Raw genomic sequence first — 23,863 nt, 5'->3', positions numbered from 1 at the left:
GCTTTTTAAATGGTTAAATCGAAATGTAAAGTAATACTTTCTCCTGTTTTAGATTGTATTTGCTGTTGTGTAATTGAATTTGCTCTCATATTCATTGCAATGCTTCTCTCAGGTTCATGAGTTAAAGGTAATCCTTTAATGTCATCAACTAAAATAGAGGTTGCAGTAAGATCTTCTTTTGGATAGTAGAACTTTCCATTGATACCAATTTCATTTATTACCCTAAAGCCACCTCTAATAGAATTGCGATAAGTTGCTGGTGCACAAAGGCCGAAAAGAGTACTTAAATTAATTAAATCTGCATAAGCTACACATGCCGTACTTAAGTGCATACTCCCTATACCTAAACCCGCAATATCCCAAGAGTTCCATAGCCCACAAAGTTCACCTGTACCAGCATCAGTTCTTTCTTCAACCATTTGGTAAATGCGTTCGTCCATGTAACCAACTGCATCTTCAATGGGTAAAGGATTTTTATGGTTTGCTTGATGAATTCTCCCACCTGCAAGTGCTCTGCCTCCTTCTTCTGCTGTAACTAATATTACAAATACATCTGGATTAAGTACCCAATCTATTTTAGCAGATGTAATTTGGGTAATTCCAAAAATTTCTAGTACATGGGTATGGCCTTCTATAAATTTCATGCAGGCTTCACGGTTATCAACCGCCCTAAATGCTTTGAAATATAAATTATCAATATGTGGTTTATGCTCTTCCAATTGAGAATGTTTTAGCGGTTGATTTTCTGATGGTTCTTTCTGGTGAAGGGGCAGCTTTAAAGATTCTGAACATAAATACACCTTGTTCATCATCAGTTATGCCAAAAATTTGTTTAAAATTGTTTTCTGCCTGTGTTAATTGTGCCTTAGTATCTGCTGGAATTACCAGACTATCTTCAATACTGTTTTTATAGAAAAATATCAAAGGCACATTTACAGGATGAATTTGTAAACTTAAAGCTGTTGCACCCAACCACAACTTCTCTGCTGCAATTCCTCCATTAATAAATGAAGCAATCTCGCCTTTAGGCATGGTAATTAAACCAACCGCAGATGATGCCATGAACTGCATCATTGAAAGTCTTTTAAATCCGCTTCCTCCATTGATTTGCTGTAAAAAACTAATCATTTTCTTATCCTTAAGCAACCGAATACCTATTTGATCGTTGTTGCTTAAATCTAAAGTATGTATACCTATTCCGTCTTCGGTAGCATTAACTTCGGCTAAATCCCACCGCATTTCTTTGGTAATAAAATCTTCATGTGCCTCTGGAATAAACATTCTTAATAAATCTGTTTGCGTAGCAATAGCTCCAATTGCTTTGACCATTTCTGGGTCAGTAATCCATTGCAATTTAGCATTTTCCACTTGTGTGGTTAAACTTGCTAAATAATTTAATTCTGCTACATCGATCTCTTGTCTTGGTACGATTTTCCTATTGGTATGCCTTAAATTTATATGTTTAAATAACTGTTTTTCTTGTGCTGAAGTTGGATGTTTGGATTTAAAGCTAAACCAGGCTATGTGATTTGGAGCAAATTGAGGTGTAAGTTGATAATTTACTGCTACATTATGATTTGCTGCGGCTAAAAGTAAGTTTTCTATGGCAGCACCTAAAGAAATATAAGAAGAAATGTATTGAGGATCTAAGTAAGCTTGAGCCGCACTTTGCTCTAAAAATAAGTGTAACAATCCATTTTGATAATGCCAGCGCCAAGGTTGATTGTTTCCGCCAGAAGGGGCTTTGCCAGCAGCAATAATGATATCTTCTAGAACATTTGCTGGCAATTGATAAGTGTTTTCTTCAAAAGCTAACCGATGTAGGGCTATAAATTCTTCAATAGCATTAGTAGTTAAAGGTGCAATTGTTTGAGTAGGGGTAGTGTCAGCTGTTAACTGAACAGGATCACTAATCAATTCATCCATATCTATAAAAAACCTTCCAGAAACAGTGAGGTTACCCAAAAGGATTTTCCTAGAAAGATCTGCCGTTATGCCACCTCCATAAATCACCGCACTTGCCAATTGAGGCCAAGTGGATATAGTAGCCATAATTTCTACTGCAGATGCTTTCATGCGTGGCGAAAGCGTCTCTACACCAGTTACAGCAGTGATATATGGAATTCTTTCGTCCATGGTGGTGAGTGATTGATATTTGCTCATATCCAAATGTTCAACCATCCCATGTAATACTGGTCTTTCTGGCTCTAAATCAAATCTTTCGATGTCTATTGTGCCACGATCACTTCCTTCCATTAACACTGGAATTCCTAAGGATTTTGCCTTATTACGAGCATTTATCTTAATATCGAAACTATCACATTCGTCAATCAATAAGTCTAATTTTCCATTTCCATTTAAAAAAAGATCTAAATTTCCTTCAGTAATTCCCTCATCAAAGCAAACTACGTTTAAAAATGGGTCAATTTCGGCAATTTCTCTTGCAACGATTACTGTTTTCTTAACTTTTAAATTGTAAACACCTGTTCTTATTCTATTGATATTGCTAAGATCTAATTCATCAAAATCAGCAATACGTAGTTCTCCAAAACCCCTTTCCATGGCAAGTGCCAAAGAAACAGATTGACCAACAGAAAGACCCATTACACCTATTTTCTTTTGTGAAAGTAAGTTTTGTTCTTTATCTGTTATTTTATGCTTATTTCTATTGGTTCTTACTACTGCAAATTCTTCCTCATCTAACAAATGAACTAATTTTTGTGCCCAGGGATAATACACCCAAACGCCATATTCTTCTGTTGGTTTGCCTTGAAATTTATCTGCTACTGCCTTGGCTAATTCTGCGGGTGGCAAAAAAACTATTGTTGGATGGATACATTTAATTAGTTCTTCGACCTGAGCAGAAATATGATCGTAAATTTGTAAATTATTTTGGTGTACAATTAGGTTTTCGAATTCGCTTTTGTCTGTTGAATTTATAAGTCTGAAAAATACTGGTTTATAGATGTTTTGTTGCGTCAACGTTTGATCAATCAGCGCTGAAAGTAATGAGTTTGAACCAATTTTGGTTTGCATTTTATAGTTTGTAATTGTGTGTTTGAGTAATAAAAATACAATTAAATGTTAAAACAACTAAATTAGTCTTTTAAGAGTAATAATAAAAAAGTATTTTTATCTTTTATAACACACAGGATGAACACAAACATATTATACGTAGATGATGAACCTCATAATTTGAGTGCTTTTGCAGCTACATACCGTAGATTATATAAAATATTTACTGCAGAATCTGCAGATGAGGGTAGGAAAATATTGGATCAGGAGGATATCCATATTATCATTACCGATCAGCGAATGCCAAAAACTACGGGAGTAGAATTTTTAGCTTCAATTTTAGAAGCTCATCCAGATCCGATAAGGATGATTTTAACTGGTTATACAGATATCGATGCGGTGATTGACGCAATTAATAAGGGACAGGTTTACCGTTACATCCAGAAGCCATGGATGGAAGAAGATTTAAGGATCAATATAGAAAAAGCAATAGAAATATATACACTTCGTAAAGAAAATAAAGAGCTTACCGAAAAGCTAATTGTAGCAAATAGACAATTAGAATTTATTGCCAGACAGAATTTATTATCTTAATTTATTTAGAATAGCATTAGGCCAACAGCTGTTAGTTGTAGTATTTTACCCTACATAATTGCAAAATAATGAGGAGTTTAGTATTTTAAACATTATTATTGTATTGACTAAATATGTTTGAATGCCTCAATGAAGAACTTCTACCTCATCATTTTATTATTCCTTTTAGCTGGATTTTATAATTCAGCAAATGCCCAGAATATTTCTAATGAAGGAATGGAGTTTTGGACTGTATTTCCTACCCATGACCCCAGCTCATCAAGTCTTGCGACAATGAATGTGAATGTCACTTCTAAATTTGATTCAGAAGTGACAGTTACTTGTGGCAGTTGGAGTAGTGGCCCCACTCCAACACCTATACCAGCTAATACTGTTGTTACATTTCTAGTGCCGAGATTAGATTCTTATATTAATTCTTCTGAAGCAAATACTCTACTTAGCAATAGAGGTATACATATTGTAGTTACACCTGGCAAACCTAAAGTTGTAGCTTACAGCCATGTTTTTGCCGGTTTTCGTTCTGCGGCAACTTTAATTTTACCATATGAAGCTTTAGGTCAAAAGTATTATTCTATGAATTATACACAAGATCGAGGAGATGGAGAAAGTAAAGGTTTTTTAACTTTAGTTGCTGCCGATGATAACACCAATTTAATCCTTCATAAAAATGATGGAAGCACTATTACCATTCCTCAATTAAACAAAGGTGATGTTTATGAGTATATGCCATCTATAAGAGAAGATTTAACAGGTGTTTTTGTTGAAGTTAATTCAGCGACCTCAAATTGCAAGCGTTTTGCAGCTTTCTCTGGTAGTACATCAATAAGTATTGGTTGTAGTGGTTCAAGAGATCCATTATTGCAACAGCTATATTCATTAAATAGTTGGGGCAAAACTTATGGCATTGTTCCCTTTATTAATAGGCGATATATTATTAGGGTATTGGCGCAGGAAGATGGGACTAAAATTTTTATAAATGGTGTAAATGTAGCTACAAGAAATAAAGGGCTTTTTTATGAAAGTGAAATATTAACCGCTCCTGCAATTGTAAGCGGAGATAAGCTAATTAGCGTTGCTCAATATTCATTAAGTCAAGCCTGCTCCTCTACTTTTGGGGGAGCAATGACGGGTGATCCTGAAATGGTATTGCTAAATCCAACAGAGTTTAATATTAAGAACATTACAGTATTTTCATCAGAAAAAAATCTTATAGGAGCGAAATACATTAATGTTTTCATAAAAACTAATAAAGTTTCAACATTTAAATTGAATGGAAATGTTCCTAATGGTACATGGCAAACTATGCCTTCTGATCCAACTTATTCATATCTTCAACTTCAGGTTTTTGATGAAAGTTTAACATTAACTGCAGACGATGGCTTTAATGCTATTGCTTATGGTTTTGGTCAGACCGAATCTTATGCTTACTCAGCTGGTACAAATCTAGCATCAACACAATTTTTAGTTTTAGTAAATAAAGCTACAGGAAGTGAAAATGCAGCCGCATGTTTAGGAGAGGCATCAGATTTTAAATTAACATTACCTTACAAATTAGATAAATTGATTTGGAAGTATGGTGATGGAACAGCAGATTCTGAAATAGATAATCCGTCTTTCACAACAAGTGGTACAGACCCTATACTTTATATTTATAGAGCCCCAGTTAGCAAAACATTTACTGTGGTTGGTAAAACTCAACTTACGGCAATTGCAACATTAGCATCTACCGCTGGAAGCTGTTCTACTAGTGAAATAGAACTTAATTTTACATTTGATGTAGATCCTTTGCCAACTGCAGAATTTGAAATGGCAACTATTGGTTGTACAGGTGATGAAATTAGCTTTACAGACAAGAGTTTATCTAATGTTAATGGTAAGAATATTACTGCATGGCAATGGGATTTTGGAGATGGGACACCTATATCAACAGAACAAAATCCTAAACACATTTTTAATACAACAGGAAATATTACTGTTAAGTTATCAGTAAGTGCTGAAAACGGTTGCTTTTCTGATATCAAGCCTCATGATATCTTCATTAACCCCAAACCCACAGCTTTATTTAGTCCAAGTAATATTACATGTATTGATAATGATATTTTATTTACAGATCAATCTCAAATAATTGGAGGAAATATAATAAAATGGACATGGGATTTTGGAGATAGTGGTTCTACATCTAATACAAGTTCATTACAAAACCCGACACATAAATATAGTAATCCGGGTACTTACAATGTTAAATTAACGGTTGAAACGGATAAAGCATGTGTGCATAGTTTAACCTTGCCCGTTACAATAAATGATTTACCAAAAGTTGAGTTTAATTTGCCTGAGGTTTGTCTTGATGCAGGAGTAGCAGTCTTTAAGAATAATTCAACTGATTTTGATGGCTCAACAAATTCCTTGACTTATGCTTGGGATTTTGGTGATACAGAGCCGGGAGCGATAAATAATACATCAACACTTAGGGATGGGTATCATGCTTACACAGTTGCAAAAGAATATACTGTAACGCTTACAGTGACAAATGCAAAGGGATGTAAGGTTATAAAAATGCAAAAAATTGCCATAAATAACTCTAACCCTTCCCCGAATTTCGAAAAGAATTTTACTGCTAATGCATGTAGTAATCAGAGCTTTAGTTTAAAAAATACTTCAACTGTTCCTGGTTTTGGAGCCATTACGCGTTTAGAATGGTACTTTAATGGCATATTAGAACTAACCGATGAAGAGCCAACACCAAACCAAATTTACACATTTACCAAACCAAAATTTACTACCCCACAAACTAAAGATATTGTAGTAACATTAAAAGTATTTACTGGAGATGCTCTTGCTTGTAGTAGAACTTCTGCTCCACAGACTATAACCCTATTAGCGTCACCAGAAGTTGAATTTAATGCATTAAATCCTATTTGCTTAAATCGTGGAGTTGTACAATTAGTAGCAACAGAAACTGGTAATTTACAGGGAGATGGTGGTGTGTTTACAGGGAATGGAGTTTCGCCAACTGGTAGTTTTAATCCTCTGCTGGCTGGTGTAGGTAAGCACGATATCACATATACTTTTACAGCAGATAATGGTTGTAGAGATCAAAAAGTACAAACAATAGAGGTTTATTCATTACCAACAATAGATGTTGGCAATGACTTTTATATTTTAGCAGGAGGTGAAAAGCAGTTTAATGCGTCAGCTACAGGGATTGGTTTAACTTATGAATGGACACCCTCAATCGGTTTAAGTAATCCTAATATTTTAAACCCAATTGCTAATCCTGCAATTGATACAAAATATATGTTAAAGGTAACCTCGAGCCAAGGCTGTACAGTGTTTGATGATATTTATGTTTATGTGCTACAAAACGTAAAAGTGCCAAATACCTTTACCCCAAATGGCGATGGTGTAAATGATGTATGGAATATTCAATATTTAGATACTTATCCGAATGGAACAGTAGAGATTTTTGACAGAAATGGACAAAGAGTTTATGTAAGTAGTAAAGGTTATTCGAATCCGTTTGATGGTACCTATAGGAACCAACCTTTGCCTGTGGGAACTTATTACTATATTATCAATCCAAATAGTGGCAGAAAAAATATAACTGGAAATTTAACCATCATAAGATAATAGATAGCTTTGAAAATAATTATATATATCATTTGTTTCATTATCATTGGCTTGAATTTTAATTCATTTGGTCAACAAAAACCACAATACACACAGTACATTTTTAATAATTATTTATTAAACCCAGCACTTAGTGGCATAGAAAATTATACTGATTTTAAAGCTGGATATAGGAAACAATGGTCTGGAATAGACAACGCACCTCAAACCACATTTGCATCTGCACACTGGAGTTTAGGGAATGATTATTTATGGAAAAACCCTCTTTCTCAACCAGAGAAAGGAGATGACCCCATGGAACAGAATTACATGCAAAATTACACAGCTTCACCAGCTCACCATGGAATGGGTGCAACTGTAGTTTTAGATGAAGCTGGGCCAATAGCTAGATTGGACGCCAACTTAACTTATGCATATCACTTACAATTATCAGGAACCTGGAATTTATCAGTAGGAATGGCTGCAGGAATAACAAGAATAGGATTAGATGTAAATGCCTTAACGCTTGAAGATCCAAATGACCCAGCCTTAAATAATACAATTACAAGCCAGATTAAACCAGATTTAAGCATGGGTTTATGGCTATATGGTTCACGCTTTTTCGCTGGAGCATCAGTACAACAAATTTTACCTCAAAAGTTAGCTTTTACGAGTGATCCAAATTATAATTCAGGTAAAGAAGTGCCCCATTTATTTGTAACTGCAGGTTACAAGTTAATGATAGATGAAGATATTGCAGCAATTCCTTCATTTATGATTAAATATGTTAGCCCAACACCATTATCTGTTGATGCTAATTTAAAATTAGCTTTTAAAGATAGAATTTGGATTGGTGGAAGTTATAGGCATAACGATTCGTTTTCTGCAATGGCAGGATTAAGCGTTAGCAAGCTCATAAACCTAACATACTCTTATGATTTTACAACCTCTCAGCTTAATAAAGTAAGTTATGGAAGTCATGAAATTGTACTTGGATTACAATTAAATAACGTTTATCAGGTAATGAGTTCTATGAGAATGTGGTAATAAAGTTTTTAATTAGGCTTAACTTCCAACTAATAACTGTCAACTGCCTACAGTTCTTTTCTTAACCTTGCAACAGGAATATTCATTTGTTCACGATACTTGGCAACCGTTCTTCTGGCAATGTTATAACCTCTTTCTTTTAAGATTTCAGTTAATTTTTCATCTGCAAGTGGTCTACGTTTGTCTTCATTGCCTATGCAATCTTCAAGAATTTTCTTAACCTCTTTGTTAGAAACCTCTTCACCATTTTCAGTTTGAATTGCCTCAGAAAAGAATGATTTTAATAAGAAAGTGCCAAATTCTGTTTGTACATATTTAGAGTTGGCTACTCTTGATACGGTAGAGATATCCATGCCAATTTTATCAGCAATATCCTTTAAAATCATCGGACGCATTTTACGTTCATCAGCAGTTAAAAAATATTCATACTGATAATGCATAATCGCATTCATGGTTTTAAGCAAAGTTTGCTGTCTTTGTTTAATTGCATCTATAAACCACTTTGCAGAATCTAGCTTTTGCTTTACAAATTGAACAGCTTCCTTTAATTTTTTATCTTTTTGAGCTGCCTTATCATAATGATCAAACATATCCATGTAGGAGCGGCTAACCCTTAATTCTGGTGCGTTTTTTGAATTTAAGGTTAGAATTAAAATACCATCATTATTGCTGATATGAAAATCTGGTATAATTTGTAACTGCTTAGTGGTAACCTGATTTGAATCTCCTGGTTTAGGGTTTAATCTTAAAATTTCGGCAACAACTTCTTTAAGTTCTTCACTATTTAACCCTACAGATTTCTCTAACTTATCATAATGCTTACGGGTAAATTCATCTAGATGATGCTCTACTATTGAAATTGCTTTTTTAATGATGGGGTTGTTAACATCTTTGCGCTTAAGCTGTAGAGTTAAACATTCTTGTAAATCACTAGCAGCAATACCAGGAGGGTCAAAGCTTTGAATTACTTTAAGCATTTCATGCACATCTTCCTCTTCAACTATTACATTTTGAGAAAATGCTAAGTCATCAATCATAGAAGTGATTGGACGACGTAAATAACCATCATCATCTAAACTTCCAATAATTTGTTTGCCTACTATAAAGTCTGTATCAGAAAGTGGTACAAGGTCTAATTGCTCTTGTAAACTTTCAAAAAAGGTGCTTTCTATTGCAATTGGGGTTTCCTTTTTCTCTTCGTCATCATCTCCGTTATTATACGAAGTACTGTAATCGTTAGTATTATCGTCTTGTAGATAATCTTCTACATTAAACTCATCTGTACTAGTGTCTTCCTTAGCTTCAGAATCATAATCATCACGTTCATTTAAATCATCATACTCACTTACCGGTTCATCAGCAGTCATTAAACTAGGATCTTCTAATGCAGGATTTTCCTCCAATTCTTCTTTAATACGTGTATCTAAAGCAACAGTAGGCACCTGTAACAACTTGATGAATTGTATTTGTTGTGGTGATAACTTTTGTAATAATTTTTGCTGTAAATTTTGTCTTAACATATTTTAAAAAAGAAGTACTAATTAGCAAAAATACGCATTTGCTTTTAGAATTAAAGCAAGAAGAAATCATTATTCTTTTTTAATATTTAATTTTCTTAATACAATATTTTTAATATTTTTATTTCTATTAAATTAAACTAAAAACAAATATGCTATGGGCTTTGTAAAAGAATTTAAAGAATTTGCTGTTAAAGGTAGCGTAATGGACCTTGCGGTAGGTGTAATTATTGGAGGGGCTTTCGGTAAAATTATAGACAGCGTTGTTAAAGATTTAGTAATGCCTATTGTGTCTGCAATTATTGGACAGCCAGATTTTAGTAGCCTGTATGTAGTTTTAAAAGGTACCGTTCCAGCAAACTTGCCATTAGAAGAAGCTAGAAAGATACCTGATACTTCAATCTTTGCTTATGGAAATTTTATTACAGTAGCAATCAATTTTTTACTTTTGGCATTTGTTGTTTTTCTATTGGTTAAAGGTATTAATACTTTAAAACGTAACGAAGAGGCTAAACCATCTACTCCACCTGCACCAACTAAGGAAGAATTATTGTTAACTGAAATTAGAGACTTATTGAAGAATAAATAAGCTTAATTATAATACATAAAAGCCGCAGGATATAATTCTGCGGCTTTTATGCTTAGAATGTTCTTTTTAAAGTAGGATCAGTTACAATAATATAATCTCCTAAATTTTTATACTTATTCCAATCTGGGTTACTAAAGTCCTCAGCAGAAAAAGACGAGATGTTTAATACCTTAAGCTTAGGAGCATATTTTTTAAGTTTGGCTACGGTACCTAACTTTTCATCACTATGAAAACGTCCATTTACTTGAAAAATCTTTTTGTCTTTATTCGCTTTAGCATATTTAGCTATTGACCATGCCATGGTTGCATCCCAAAAATTTTGGGTTTGGTAAACTTTCATGCCGCCCATGCTGTGTCCGCCTAAAGTTTCTATAAATTTATCATGATATCTGCCAATTGCTGTGTCAATAGGTAAGGGGGCAATAAATTGCTTTGAACTTGCCGGAAACTCATTTAAGACCGCTATTCCTCCTCTAGTTACTGCATTGCTGTAGCGGGCTGCTCCGTTTCCGCCAATAACCGCTAGCTTGTTCAGTTTAGCTTCTTCAATCATTGGTCTATAATCTTTATAGTTGTTCCAAGCCCTACTTTCTTTGATGAAGTTTTTCTCACTGATATTCGAATTTAAATACTCATCAATAATGGGTTGTACATCTGTATGGAACATTTCCATGGTTAAAGCTGCTTTTCCAGGGTAGGTAGCTGCAATTTTTTTAAATAGTGCAGCTTCTAAATAATGCCCTATGGAATCATTATGTTCTTCACCAAAAAATAACACATTCGCATTTGCAAAATCGGTAACTATGTCATCCATACTAACCGTCTTTTGCTTCTTTACATCGTAAATTTTATAATGTTTGCTTACATCCTGAGCCTTCCCAATTATCGGAATTAAAAGGCAAATCAGAATGATTGATTTTCTTATTATCATTGTTTTTATTTTTAATAAAATGATTTGTACGAATGTATTAAAAATGAATTACCCAATGAAATAAACTATGGCTTAGGTACTGTTATATTTGTTTTCCAAGTCCATTCTGGAGGATCAATACCTAATAAGTGCTTCACAAAAAAATCTCTTCTTTTATGTTCGCCATAATCTCCTCCTAAAGAATGTTTCATACCTGGCACCATTAGAAAATCGAAATTTTTATTCGCTTTTATCAATTGATTTATCACCTGCATGGTAGACGAAGGGTCTACATTATCGTCTAGTTCTCCTAAAATAAGAAGCAGCTTTCCTTGTAACCTGTAGGCGTTATCTACATTAGATGATGCCGCATACTCAGGGCCAATAGGATAGCCCATCCATTGTTCATTCCACCACATTTTATCCATCCTGTTATCATGGCATCCTGATGAAGAAACTGCGACTTTATAGAAATCTGGGTGGAACAATAATGCGCCTAATGAACTTTGCCCACCTGCTGAGTTGCCAAAAATGCCTACTTTGGTAATATCCATATAATTATATTTCTTGGCAGCTTCTTTTATCCATGCAATTCGATCCGGAAAACCACCGTCTTTGATGTTTTTCCAAGCTACATCATGAAATGCTTTTGATCTATTCGATGTGCCCATTCCATCAATTTGCACTATTATAAAACCAAGTTCAGCTAATTCGTGCAAAGAACCTCTCGAATCGTTACCAAAGCTCTTTGGTACAAATGAGTCATGTGGACCAGCATAAATATACTCAATAACAGGGTACTTCTTATTAGGGTCAAAATTACTTGGACGGATAATCATTCCCCATATATCTGTTTCGCCATCTCTACCTTTTGCAGAAAATATTTCAGGTAATTTCCATCCCGTATTTAATAAAGCATCAATATTTCCACTTTCTAATTCTTTTAATAACCTACCTGTTTTCCCATCTTTTAATACCGTAACCTGAGGTTTTTCAATGGTAGAATAAGTATCAATGAATGTGCTTTTATCATTAGAAAAATAGGCTTTATGGTTTCCATTTTCTGTGGTTAATTTAACTAGCCCACTACCATTAAAGCTGACTCTATAATATTGGATAAAATAGGGGTCTTGTCCTTTCTCCATACCACTTGCCTCGAAAAGGATGGTTCTGTCTTCTTCATTAATATCAATTACATTACGTACAACCCAATTGCCTTTTGTAATCTGATTTTTTACTTTTCCATTGCCATCATATAAATATAAATGGTTCCACCCATCTCGTTCTGATGTCCAAATAATTTCTTCACCATCAGCTAAATCGCGTCTAAACAATTTTCCACTATAGCTAATAAATGTTTTACTTTCCTCAGCAACAAGTTCTTTAACAATCCCTGCAGTATTAATTTCAACTATGCTATATTTTTGATGCCCCCGCTTATTGTATTCGAAAGTAAATGCCCTGCTGTCTTTTCTCCAATTAAAATTGTTTAATGCGTATTGAGATTGAATTTTACTTTGATCTACTATAATTTGTTTTTTAGAATCTATCAAGAACAGAGAAGGTTGCATTTGTGGTAGTGCATCACCTGGTTTTAAATAATTTCTTGATTGTAATATAGGCTGAAGTTGTGTAGTTGGTGATGATTCTATCAGATAAATTAAATGTGGCTTGTTTGGACGGATTTTATTTGTAACCAGTTTTTTTGAATCGGGAGACCAATATAAAAAACCACTATAATATTCTCCTTCAGAGCCATCAAAGCTCAATTGAATTTCATTGCTACTTCCTTCTACAGCTTTAATGTAAACATTATGGTTTTTAATGTATCCATTCCATTTTCCATCAGGAGATTTCGTTTTTCTATCAGTTTGATTACTTGTTCTATCGCCCCAGTACCCTTCTTGCCCTAGATCTTCTAGTCTTTTAACTTCTTCGCATTTAAAAGTTGCTAAATTGTATGTCCATTGTTTTTTATCATAGTTAAATAGTAATGCAGTAGCGCTATCATTCATGCTTACATTTGTAATCGGAAGTTTATAAGCCTCAGGCTTAGAGTTACCTATATTGCCAAGTGCCATAGCTAACTGTTCTTGATCAAATGCAGGTTTTTTACTTAAGTTTTTAACGTCCACTATTATAAACTCTGTTCCTTTCGCGGTTAAAATACTATAGAAATATTGTCTCTTATTTGGTAACCACTTTATTGCAGTTGGAGAATTGTATATTTTGTTTTGTATAAATCCGTTAAACAATTCTGCACGCTGGTAATCTTGTATCGTTCCTTGCGCATTTGCCTTCAAGTAAATAGAAAATATAAAGAAGGAGATAAGTAGTTTAAAAGAGTTAATTTTAATCATAATTGATTTGGTTTTTGAGTAATCAAGAATACAATTAAATAGTAATTGATATATCTCAAAAATTAACCATTAATAACCTTAAATTAAGCAGTTTTGGCAATTATATTTTGATGTATTTTGGTAGGTGAAAAAAAATAGAATATTTTACCGATTAATTAATGCTTTTTACCGATAATTAACACTCGAACAGCTAAGCATTGTTGGCTAACCTAAAAGTTCGCTATACATTTGACTTAAATAGTAACATAACAAATGGAAGAAAATAATAAAATCGATAATCAGTCTGGCAAGGTTTGGGCAGGTTTAATTATAGTAGTAGTAGGTTCCCTTTTATTGCTAGACAATGTAGGCTTAAATTTACCTAATTGGATATTCCATTGGAGTAATATTCTAATTGTAATTGGTCTATTTATTGGTATCAAGCATAATTTTAAAAATGGAAGTGGAATTATTTTAATCATCATAGGTACCTTTTTTACATTAAAAGAAGCTTTTGATAAAACTTATGATTTTGATAAAGTAGGTTGGCCAGTGTTAATTATTGCCTTGGGTTTATTTTTAATTTTTAAACCTAAGAGTAAGTTTAGTCATAAATGTAAAGAAAAAGGTGGTAAATGGAGGGCGAAATTTGCTGAAAACGACCCCTTCATGGCAAATCCTGAAACGGATCCTAATCTTTATCCTGACCCAGAAAAAAAAACGAGTAACCTAGATTATTTAGATTCTGTAAATGTATTTGGAGGAAGTCATCAAATTGTTTACTCAAAGAATTTTAAAGGAGGAGAAATTACAGCAGTGTTTGGTGGTTGTGATGTGAATTTAACGCAAGCAGATTTCGAAGGTCAGGTTGTAATTGATATCACAGCGATTTTTGGGGGTGCTAAAATTATAGTTCCACCAGGATGGAATGTAAAATCTGAGGTTACTGCAATATTTGGTGGTTTAGATGATAAGAGAAGCATACAGCCAGCCACTGAAAGTCAAAATAAATTATTAATAATAAAAGGTATAGCGTTATTTGGTGGGGTAGATATTAGAAACTTTTAATTAGATTTTCGAACTAAACCAAATGTTGTGACTACAACTCCATTATCAATTAATCAAATAAAAATTGTCTCCAGTGTGATCCTAATTTGTTGGATGGCTGCTTGTGCTGCAATTGTTTATTATATACTAGATTTTACTTGGCAAATAGCCTTGGCCGATAGCATTATTAGTAATGGTCTATTGGCCATTGGCTGTATAGTGCTGAGCAATATGTTGGGTTATTACCAGCCTAAAAATGAGCGAATGCTCTTTATTTTGTTATTAACAGCAGTACTCACTTTAGTGGTTGTTTATTTTGCTAAGTACGGGTTAAATTATTTGTTTATTAAGCAAAAATCTTACGAAATATTTTTAAATTTTTCATTGCCCTTTAGAGTTATACTGGCATTCTTATGTTTATCATGGTGTGCAATAGCAAATATTTTATGGTACAGGTTAGAAGAGCAATCTGCAACCCAAGGCAGACTATTAGCTACACAAAATTTAGCTAAAGAAGCAGAGTTAAATAAATTAAGGCATCAACTACAACCTCATTTTCTGTTTAATAGTTTAAATTCGGTTTATGCACTAACCATTGTCAATCCAACAGAAGCTGGTACAATGATTACTAAACTGGCTGCTTTTCTACGTGGTACTTTAAAGCGCGATGATGAGGTTTGGGTTAATGTGGCAGAAGAAATGGAATATATTCAATTATATTTAGATATTGAAAAAGTGCGTTTTAGCCATAGGTTAAATATTGATGTTAAGATAGATGAAAATACCTTAGAATTATGCTTGCCTGGTACCCTGCTACAGCCAATTGTAGAAAATGCCATTAAATTTGGTCTATATAATACATCAACTGCTATTACCATAACTATACGTGTTAAGTTAGAGCAAAATACATTAGTTATTTGCGTTGCCAACCCTTACGATCCAAAAATGACAGCTAGCAAAGGAACAGGTTTTGGTCTTTCATCAATAAGAAGAAGATTATATCTTTTGTTTGCAGACAATACACTGTTGCACACAGAAACACAAAACGATAATCTATATATTACTAAGCTTAAAATACCTCAAAAAGATGATAAGAACAATACTAATTGATGATGAAGCATTAGCAAGGGATGTGGTTAAGCATTATTTACAATCATACCCAGAAATTGAGATTGTAGCCGAATGTACGGATGGTTTTGAAGGATTAAAAGCAATTACCCAGCATAAACCAGATTTTATATTTTTAGATATTCAAATGCCAAAAATTAGTGGTTTCGAAATGCTAGAGCTTGTAGAAAACCGTCCTGCCGTTATTTTTACTACTGCTTTTGATGAATATGCGATAAAGGCCTTTGAGGTTAATGCCGTTGATTATTTGCTTAAACCAATTGAAAAAAATCGTTTTGATCAAGCCATGCAAAAACTCCCATCAAAATTGGCAAAAGGAGAAACGAGTAATGAGTTATTAGAAACAGCATCTTTATCTCCTGCACAAAATAATCGTATTGTTGTTAAAACTGCGGGGGTAATAAAAATAATTGCTGTAAGTGAATTAAATTATATAGAAGCTGATGATGACTATGTAAAACTGAATACAACAGAAGGTAACTTCCATAAAAATAAAACCATGAGTTTCTTTGAGCAAACATTAGACCCTGCTCAATTTATTCGCATTCACCGTTCTTATATCATTAACCTTGCTCAGGTTACCAAAATAGAATTAAAAGAAAAAGACAGTTATGTAGTACTGTTAAAATCTAATATTTGGTTGCCGGTAAGTAAAACAGGATATGTAAAATTAAAGTTAGCACTAGGTTTATAGTTAATTTTATTGCTAAATTGAATAAAATTTACGCAATGAAAATTAAACCGATTCTTATATCTTTTTTTGTATTTTTCTTAGCAATACAAACCTTCGTGTCTGCGCAGGACCAAACCGTTAAAATTGTAGAATCATTGCAGAAATTTAGTGCAGACAGACCTCAAGAAAAGGTTCATTTGCATTTCGATAAGCCTTATTATGCAGCAGGTGATACAATTTGGTTTAAAGCATATGTAGTTAACGCTAAATTAAATATGCCTAGTAATATTAGTAAAACACTTAATGTTACTGTAGTAAACGATAAAGATTCTGTACTATTTCAGCAAAAAATACAGCTTAATGCTGGATTGGGTAATGGACATGTTGCAATACCAATAGGTTTAAAAAAAGGCAACTTTGTTGTTTATGCCTTTACGAATTGGATGCGAAATTTCGATCAAGAATTATACTTTAAAAAACCAATTATAATTGAAAATCCATTTGAACAAAATACAATAACCAATGTAAAGAAACCTTCAAATATTCAGTTTTCAATATTCCCAGAAAGTGGTGATTTGGTAATGGGTATTAGATCAAAGGTAGCTTTTAAATGTATAGATGAGAACGGACTTGGTAAGAAAGTAAAAGGCTATATCATTAATAAGTCAAATGAAAAAATTATAGAATTCGAAAGCAATCAATTTGGCATGGGTGTGTTTGCCCTGGCACCAAGCATGGGGGAGGTCTATACTGCTGTTTATGAGTTTAATGGTCTGAAAAAAGAAACAGTTTTACCACAAGCTAAAGACCAAGGTTTTGTAATGTTAATAAATACTGCAGATAGTACTAAATTCTCTGTTCGGATTTCGGTTTCACCACAGTTTATTGATAATAAGGAACTGATACTAGTCGCTCAAAGTGGTGGTGAAGTATATTATGCCTCTAAATTTACGGCAAAACAAATTATACAAACAACTATTGCAAAAAATTTGTTACCTACAGGTGTAACTCAAATCACCTTATTTAATTCATCCAATCAACCACTTGTAGAGAGACTGGTTTTTAATGATAACAATGATAATTTAAAAATTAGCATTATAGCAGATAAAAAGGAATATAATAAAAGAGAGCGTATTGACTTAAAAATTAACATACTAGGAGTAAATGAAGTAGTGGCAATGGGGAGCTATTCTGTTTCAGTAACTGACGAAACAAAGGTTCCATATAAGGAAGATGATGAAGTAAGTATTTTATCTAACTTATTACTAACATCTGATTTAAAAGGTTACGTAGAAAAACCAAACTATTATTTTAATCACACTAATACAGAAGCATCAAAAAATCTTGATTACCTAATGTTAACGCAAGGCTGGAGAAGGTTTAAGTGGTCAGACGTAATGAGCAATACTAGCTTACCTTTAGCTTACAAAGTTGAAAAGGGAATAGATATTTCTGGTAGTGTAACTACGAATTCGGGTTTACCTATCGTTAATGGAAAGGTTTTGCTCTTTTCTGGTAAAGGGGCGTCATTTACCACAGATACAATTACTAATAGTAATGGTATTTTTTCATTTGATGGGATTGGTTTTACCGATAGTACAACATTTGGCCTGCAAGCTCGAAATGCAAGTGAAAAAAAAAATGTGAAAATAAAACTAAATGAGAATAAGTTGCCTTCCTTTAAAAGTGGTGAGCTTCTTAAGCATAAAATTGATTATGAAATGGATAATTATGTGCTTAATAGTAAAAATCAGTATCAGCAGTTATTTTATAGTTATAACAATAATAAGGAACTACAACTAAAGCAAGTAGAAATTAAGGGTGTTAAAAAAGTGCCTGGAATAGAAAATTCAACCAATTTAAATGGTCCAGGAAATGCTGATAAAGTGATTAGTGCTGAAATGCTAAGCGCTAGTTTTAGTCTTTTTGACTACTTAAAAAATTATATAAACGGTATTGTAGAAATGAATGATTCTATTTATTTCACTAGAAATATGGGGGGTATTTCTAGTGAGGGTCCGGCACCTGTACAATTTGTATTAAATGGAACATTTGTAACTCCAGATTTTATACGAGAAATGAATGTTGATGATATACAGACTGTAGAAGTACTCAGAAGTGCAGCTTTAACTTCTATCTATGGTTTAAGTGGTGGTTTTGGTGGAGTAATTATTGTGACAGCAAAACAAGGGAAAGCAAGAGCGGTTAACCAATATGCTCCTGGAATCATCACATTTATGCCAAAAGGATATGATGTAGTGAAAGAGTTTTATTCACCTAAATACCTTCCTGCTATTAATAATCCTAAACCAGATTTACGCTCAACCATTTATTGGAACCCGAATGTGATCATTGATAAAGACAATAAAAAAACATTAAATTATTTTAATGCTGATGGGCTAGGTACTTACAAAGTTGTTGTAGAAGGTATCAACGCTGATGGAAAGGTAGGTAGAAGTATATTTAATTACACAGTTAAATAAAATTTGAAATATTTTTATAGAAGTAGTTTTTAGGACTGTACCGACTTTCATAATAAATAAAAAATAAAACTATTTGCCTCTTGCATTTATAATAAAATCGCGTTATATTTGCACCTCTTATTTAAAAACTCTAGTTAAGATATTATACAGTTATGAAAAGAACATTCCAACCTTCGCAAAGAAAGAGAAGAAACAAACATGGCTTCCGCGAAAGAATGGCTACAGCAAACGGTAGAAGAGTATTAGCTTCTCGCCGTGCAAAAGGAAGAAAAAGATTATCAGTTTCTGACGAGCGTCGTCATAAAGCATAATTTTTGATTGCCACCTGTTTTTGGGTGTAAGCAGTCTACCTGCAAAATTGCAATCAAAAAACATGAACAAATTTAATAAAGAAGAACGGTTGTGTAGTAAAAAGTCATTAGACTTGCTATTCAAAAACGGTTCTTCTTTTTTATTATACCCATTTCGAATTACTTATTTTTTTGTAGTCGAGCCTCATCAATATCCTACTCAGGTTGTTATTAATGTTGCAAAAAAACGATACAAACATGCTGTAGATCGTAACCTTATTAAGCGTAGAACACGTGAAGTTTATCGTTTACAAAAAGGAGAACTACTTTATTCATCATTGGTTAACCGTGATGAATTATTGCTACTGTCTTTGCAATATGTAGGTAAAGAGAAATATGATTATTCTTTTTTTGAAAAAAAGCTGACTCTAGCTCTTAAAAAATTAGCCAATCAAATTACTACAAATGAAAATAATTAAACTTTTGTTTTCGTGGCTTTTTTTGGGCATTATTAGGCTTTATCAGTTGTTATTATCCCCATTATTAGGTGCAAGTTGCAGGTTTACCCCTACATGTTCACAATATGGTGTAGAAGCGATTAAAAAGCATGGTCCTTTTTATGGTGGTTGGCTAACTCTAAAACGTATTGCCAGTTGTCATCCCTGGGGTAAACATGGCCATGATCCAGTTCCTTAACCCTAAATCCCCTAAAGGGTAACTCTTCACTTAGTCTTTCTACCTTTTAGCTATATTTACAAAATGGCAACTATTTTACAAATTGAAACCGCTACCCAAGTTTGTTCCGTAGCTATTTCTCTGAACGGAGAAACGATTGCACTCAAAGAAGAAACAGCTCAAAATATTCATGCTGCTCGCTCAACCTTATTTATTGAGGATGTGATGAAAACTGCAAAATTGAAATATGCAGATTTAGATGCTGTAGCTGTGAGTAAAGGTCCTGGATCTTATACTGGCTTACGTATTGGCGTTTCTACGGCAAAAGGTTTATGTTTTGCATTAGATAAGCCTTTGATTGGTATTAATACTTTACAAATGATGGCAAATGGATTTTTAATTAAACACCCAAATTATGGGGGATTAATTTGTCCAATGATAGATGCAAGAAGAATGGAAGTTTTTACTTCTGTTTATGATAATAAACTGCAAGAAATAGAAGCAGTTAATGCCAAGATAGTTGATGAAAAAAGCTTTATACTTGAACTAGAAGAGCATTCTATAACATTTATTGGTGATGGATCAGCAAAATGTGCACCTGTTTTAACACACTATAATGCACATTTTTCTGAGGGTAATTACAATTCTGCTGCTTATATGAGTGCATTGGCTTACAGAGCTTTTCAACAAAAAGATTTTGAAGATGTTGCTTATTTCGAACCTTTTTATTTAAAAGATTTTGTCTTTACAACCCCTAAGCGCAAATTGCTTTAATTTTTGATTAGAACCTCCTTTATCAATAAAAGCAGTCCAGCCTAGAACAGAAATGATATACTTGGCTTTGGCATAAACTTAATAAACTATTTAGTTTTATTTTTTGAAGAAAGTAAATAAGCTTCTAAAAAAACCTTTATAGGGTTTCTCACCATTTACACCTGGCATAGTACTTAAATTCATAGGGTGGTTAACAGTTCTGCCAAATTTAATGCCCAAACCCATGTATACAGAACCAGCATTATAACCAGTTCCAATAGTAGCATCACTTTGTTTAATGCCTTTTGCAAGTGAGATGGATTTGCCAATATTGTCACTTCCCAAAAAGAATTCGAAATTTGGAGTTCGATACATACCTTGTACTCCAATCATAATAAAATTATTAAAGTTGTAAACTGGTGTTAAACTAGCAGAAAATTTATCAACTTTAAATGTATTAACAAGGGCCAGATCCCCTCCAGAATGAAATAAGTTTTTAGAAACAATAAAACTAGGTTTGTAAAAGCCAAAAGTTCTAGAAATTAGAAAATCTGCTTTTGCGTTGGTAGTGGTTACGAAAGATTTTTGCTCGTCAGCATCATAAACTAAATCTGTAATTTGATTATTGATTTCTTCTGTGCTTTTAGTAGAGAGATTGTATATGCTTTCTAGGGCATTGAGTTTAGCAACATGCGAGTCTTTATTCCATCTAATAAACCCTAAGTCTTTTATATTACCCATTAAAAAATATCCACTTTTAGAAGCGTATGTAGTTCCTATAGTCATGGATAATCCAGGGTTTTTAAAAGTAGGAATCAAATTTTTTCTTTCTAGTTCATTACTTGCTATAAAACTTCCTTTGTAAATCCCATTTAAACCAATATCTAACCTTTCGTTTGGTATGTCAGAGTAAAAGTATGAGTTGTTAATTTGTAGTGAATTATAAGCTATTCCACTTAATAAACTAAGTTTTAAACCAAATGCTAATCTTTTGTCCCAATTTTCCCTCACACTCACACTAAATTGATGGTAAGATTGTTGATAAGCACTGTTGTTAAAAACATCATTGTATGGTGTTTGCTCACTAAATCTTTGATAATTATCAAAGATTGCCAAACTCTCATTTGTATATGCCCCATAAGCGTCAGAACGAAGCTGCCAAGCGAATCCTACTTCTTGATTGTATTTATAGGAGCTGAAAATTCTAAAAGTCAGTAAATAGATATTGGTATTTTGAAAGACTTTATTTAACTCTCCAGTGCCTAATGGTAATGTTTCAGTATTATAAATACGTTCATTTGTAATGCTTCTGATAATTGATTCTGCACTACCTTTATTTGCAGCATTGATGCTAAAGTTTGGCAAGAAAAAATTAGAAGCAAATTTACCTGAACTATCTAAAGTGAAAGTTCTTATTGCTGGATTTTCAAAGGCATCAAATAATGTTCTAGTATTATACAATGCATAATGTTGGGCACCTACCTCGCTAGCCAATAACAGAAATCCAATAAGTAAAAAGTAAATTTTCTTCATTGCTTGTTAACTTAAGGATTTGCTTTTAAAGTATCTGGCACAATCGCCTTTTCTTGTTTTTTATAAAGTAGTAAATTAGTTAAAAATTTATCATTATCTCCTGATAACTGATAACTAAATGCATCAAAATCTCTAAAGCCATTTGTAGATTGATATTGCTTATAGAAAGGCATTTTCAAATTACGGCTAAAAATAAGGTTTGAATTTTTATTGTTCACATAAAAACAGATAGTAGCTGATGAAGAAAGCTGATCATTAAAATTGATATAATCTTCATTATTAATTAATAAATCATTATTACTATAACTGTTTATAAATGCCTGTATGCTGCTCGCATTATTAGCCATTATTAGGTAATTATCTATAATGGTATAAAATGGTCTTTCAAATTTTTTAAAGGGCTCTCCAAAGAAGGAATAAGGAATATTTGGATCCTTAAAAATTCTTATATCTGAAGCATATTCTGTACTTAAATCTAACAATAACTGATTTAATTTTTCCCCATTATTTAGTGCAACAGCGCCAAATTTTTCTCCAGTATAGAGTTGAAATGTAATGAACTGGTTTTTAAAATATTTTGGAAGAATTTGCCCTAAATCAACTCTATATTTTTGATTTATAGTCTCAATATCCTTTTCAATTTTGTCTTTTTGTTTTTTCTGTGCAAACCAATTGGTTAATTTTGGATACCATTTAGTATAATCGTTAATGCTGTATATTGCATAATTCGCAGTTTTTGCTGGAAGTATGGTGTTGATGATTATCTTTTGTTCTGCTAAAGATGTGAATAGTTTATAATAATTGTTTGCCTCATTAATAGTGGTAGTACCATTAAATAGTATTTTTTCTGTGCTATAATTATAACTTAATGCAGCGTATGTGCTTTGCTTATTAAACAAGCTAAGTTCTCCTGTTAAATTGCTATTTAATATGCTTTTAAGTAATTGAGGAGCTTTATTGTAATTAAGATAAAGATTTGCCAATGTATTTTTATTATATCTACTATTGGCTTTTACGTAGTTTGAAAAAGCGATATCATTATTATTTTTTTCTTTAAATAAACTCTCAATTGGAGCTGGTGCATTAGAAATGAGCACTAGCATATCTTTAATACCTACAAAACAATTTGTGCTATCTGCAAAAGTAATTTGATAAACATTAGCAACTTTGTTTATGGTGGTTTTGACATTTAATCCATTTAATATTTTTAGTGGATCAGTTTTAGGTTTCAGTTGTGTACTAATCAAAAAATCAACTTTGCCAGCTGTTTCTGGTAAAAAACTTATATAAATTTTCTGACCACTCAATGCAGCACTAATTTCATTCTGGTGAGCTAAATTTTCTTTTAAAGATTTAAATTGTTTGGCTTTATTTTCCCCCAATATAAGTTGAAATAAATCTTGCCCACTCAAAATTTCATAAAAGCTTTTATCATTTTCAAAACTGAAAACAATTGCTGAATTTGCTGTTGCAGCATTTAAGGATAAATCGTTTGGGTTGGTTTCTGTATTTAGGTTAGAAAAGTACAGATAAGCCATACCAATCATCCCTATTAATAAAACCGCTAGTGTAATATATATTCTTCTCATGGCTAATCATACAAATTTAATTTAATTTTAGTATTACAGAGATTATAAGGGCATTTTCTTAATTTAGCAAAG

General features: G+C 32.9%; 19 protein-coding genes. 12 read left to right on the top strand and 7 right to left on the bottom strand.

The window, feature by feature from the left end:
• Nucleotides 1–5: 5 nt before the first annotated feature.
• On the bottom strand, nt 6–719 hold the full coding sequence (locus FA048_RS10750) for a hypothetical protein (protein WP_136840679.1): 714 nt from the start codon (nt 717–719) through the stop codon (nt 6–8).
• On the bottom strand, nt 706–3,036 hold the full coding sequence (locus FA048_RS10745) for an Rv1355c family protein (protein ID WP_136840677.1): 2,331 nt from the start codon (nt 3,034–3,036) through the stop codon (nt 706–708). Before FA048_RS10745 ends, FA048_RS10750 begins: the two co-directional genes overlap by 14 nt.
• Nucleotides 3,037–3,153: 117 nt before the next feature.
• Between FA048_RS10745 and FA048_RS10740 the strand changes: the two genes are divergently transcribed.
• From FA048_RS10740 to FA048_RS10730, 3 genes are all read left to right on the top strand, one after another.
• Complete coding sequence (locus FA048_RS10740; protein ID WP_136840675.1) at nt 3,154–3,609, top strand: response regulator; 456 nt, start codon at nt 3,154–3,156, stop codon at nt 3,607–3,609.
• A gap of 129 nt (nt 3,610–3,738) precedes the next feature.
• Complete coding sequence (locus FA048_RS10735; RefSeq protein WP_136840673.1) at nt 3,739–7,239, top strand: PKD domain-containing protein; 3,501 nt, start codon at nt 3,739–3,741, stop codon at nt 7,237–7,239.
• 9 nt (nt 7,240–7,248) lie between these two features.
• A complete protein-coding gene (locus tag FA048_RS10730) occupies nt 7,249–8,265 on the top strand; it encodes a PorP/SprF family type IX secretion system membrane protein (protein ID WP_136840671.1) in 1,017 nt (338 codons plus the stop codon).
• A 47-nt stretch (nt 8,266–8,312) separates the two neighbouring features.
• Here the strand turns inward: FA048_RS10730 and rpoN are convergent, their stop codons facing one another.
• Nucleotides 8,313–9,785 carry an RNA polymerase factor sigma-54 gene (gene rpoN / locus FA048_RS10725; protein ID WP_136840669.1) on the bottom strand — a complete coding sequence of 491 codons (1,473 nt, stop codon included), beginning with the start codon at nt 9,783–9,785 and terminating at the stop codon, nt 8,313–8,315.
• Between the two features lie 154 nt (nt 9,786–9,939).
• Between rpoN and mscL the strand changes: the two genes are divergently transcribed.
• Nucleotides 9,940–10,371, top strand: coding sequence for a large conductance mechanosensitive channel protein MscL (gene mscL / locus FA048_RS10720; protein WP_136840667.1), 432 nt, complete (start codon nt 9,940–9,942; stop codon nt 10,369–10,371).
• A 52-nt stretch (nt 10,372–10,423) separates the two neighbouring features.
• On the opposite strand, the gene FA048_RS10715 is transcribed toward mscL, so the two are convergent.
• Both FA048_RS10715 and FA048_RS10710 read right to left on the bottom strand, forming a co-directional pair.
• Complete coding sequence (locus FA048_RS10715) at nt 10,424–11,302, bottom strand: ChaN family lipoprotein (RefSeq protein WP_136840666.1); 879 nt, start codon at nt 11,300–11,302, stop codon at nt 10,424–10,426.
• A 65-nt stretch (nt 11,303–11,367) separates the two neighbouring features.
• Nucleotides 11,368–13,641 carry a S9 family peptidase gene (locus FA048_RS10710; RefSeq protein WP_136840664.1) on the bottom strand — a complete coding sequence of 758 codons (2,274 nt, stop codon included), beginning with the start codon at nt 13,639–13,641 and terminating at the stop codon, nt 11,368–11,370.
• Nucleotides 13,642–13,893: 252 nt separating this feature from the next.
• On the opposite strand from FA048_RS10710, the gene FA048_RS10705 reads away from it, so the two are divergent.
• The 8 genes from FA048_RS10705 (at nt 13,894) to tsaB (ending at nt 20,690) form a co-directional block, all read left to right on the top strand.
• Nucleotides 13,894–14,688 carry a LiaF transmembrane domain-containing protein gene (locus FA048_RS10705; RefSeq protein ID WP_136840662.1) on the top strand — a complete coding sequence of 265 codons (795 nt, stop codon included), beginning with the start codon at nt 13,894–13,896 and terminating at the stop codon, nt 14,686–14,688.
• A gap of 27 nt (nt 14,689–14,715) precedes the next feature.
• The gene (locus FA048_RS10700) at nt 14,716–15,777 is read left to right on the top strand and encodes a sensor histidine kinase (protein WP_225872530.1); all 1,062 of its coding nucleotides are present in this window, start codon (nt 14,716–14,718) and stop codon (nt 15,775–15,777) included.
• Nucleotides 15,755–16,489 (top strand): LytR/AlgR family response regulator transcription factor, encoded by a 735-nt coding sequence (locus FA048_RS10695; RefSeq protein WP_136840660.1) that lies wholly within the window; start codon nt 15,755–15,757, stop codon nt 16,487–16,489. Before FA048_RS10700 ends, FA048_RS10695 begins: the two co-directional genes overlap by 23 nt.
• 35 nt (nt 16,490–16,524) lie before the next feature.
• Nucleotides 16,525–18,951, top strand: coding sequence for a TonB-dependent receptor (locus tag FA048_RS10690; RefSeq protein ID WP_136840658.1), 2,427 nt, complete (start codon nt 16,525–16,527; stop codon nt 18,949–18,951).
• A gap of 152 nt (nt 18,952–19,103) precedes the next feature.
• Entirely contained in the window at nt 19,104–19,262 is a 159-nt protein-coding gene (rpmH, locus tag FA048_RS10685; RefSeq protein ID WP_055133745.1) for a 50S ribosomal protein L34, read from the top strand.
• A gap of 62 nt (nt 19,263–19,324) precedes the next feature.
• Complete coding sequence (gene rnpA / locus FA048_RS10680) at nt 19,325–19,720, top strand: ribonuclease P protein component (protein ID WP_136840656.1); 396 nt, start codon at nt 19,325–19,327, stop codon at nt 19,718–19,720.
• Entirely contained in the window at nt 19,707–19,937 is a 231-nt protein-coding gene (yidD, locus tag FA048_RS10675) for a membrane protein insertion efficiency factor YidD (protein ID WP_136840654.1), read from the top strand. The genes rnpA and yidD overlap by 14 nt, the downstream gene beginning before the upstream one ends.
• Nucleotides 19,938–20,000: 63 nt before the next feature.
• Complete coding sequence (gene tsaB, locus FA048_RS10670) at nt 20,001–20,690, top strand: tRNA (adenosine(37)-N6)-threonylcarbamoyltransferase complex dimerization subunit type 1 TsaB (RefSeq protein WP_136840652.1); 690 nt, start codon at nt 20,001–20,003, stop codon at nt 20,688–20,690.
• A 96-nt stretch (nt 20,691–20,786) separates the two neighbouring features.
• On the opposite strand, the gene FA048_RS10665 is transcribed toward tsaB, so the two are convergent.
• Both FA048_RS10665 and FA048_RS10660 read right to left on the bottom strand, forming a co-directional pair.
• Nucleotides 20,787–22,202 (bottom strand): DUF5723 family protein, encoded by a 1,416-nt coding sequence (locus FA048_RS10665; RefSeq protein WP_136840650.1) that lies wholly within the window; start codon nt 22,200–22,202, stop codon nt 20,787–20,789.
• 11 nt (nt 22,203–22,213) lie between these two features.
• Nucleotides 22,214–23,791: a hypothetical protein gene (locus FA048_RS10660; protein WP_136840649.1), complete on the bottom strand. Its 1,578-nt coding sequence runs from the start codon at nt 23,789–23,791 to the stop codon at nt 22,214–22,216.
• Nucleotides 23,792–23,863 lie beyond the last annotated feature (72 nt).

The organism is Pedobacter polaris, from assembly GCF_005116505.1.
Classification (GTDB): domain Bacteria; phylum Bacteroidota; class Bacteroidia; order Sphingobacteriales; family Sphingobacteriaceae; genus Pedobacter; species Pedobacter polaris.
This window is presented reverse-complemented; position numbering and strand designations above follow the sequence as displayed.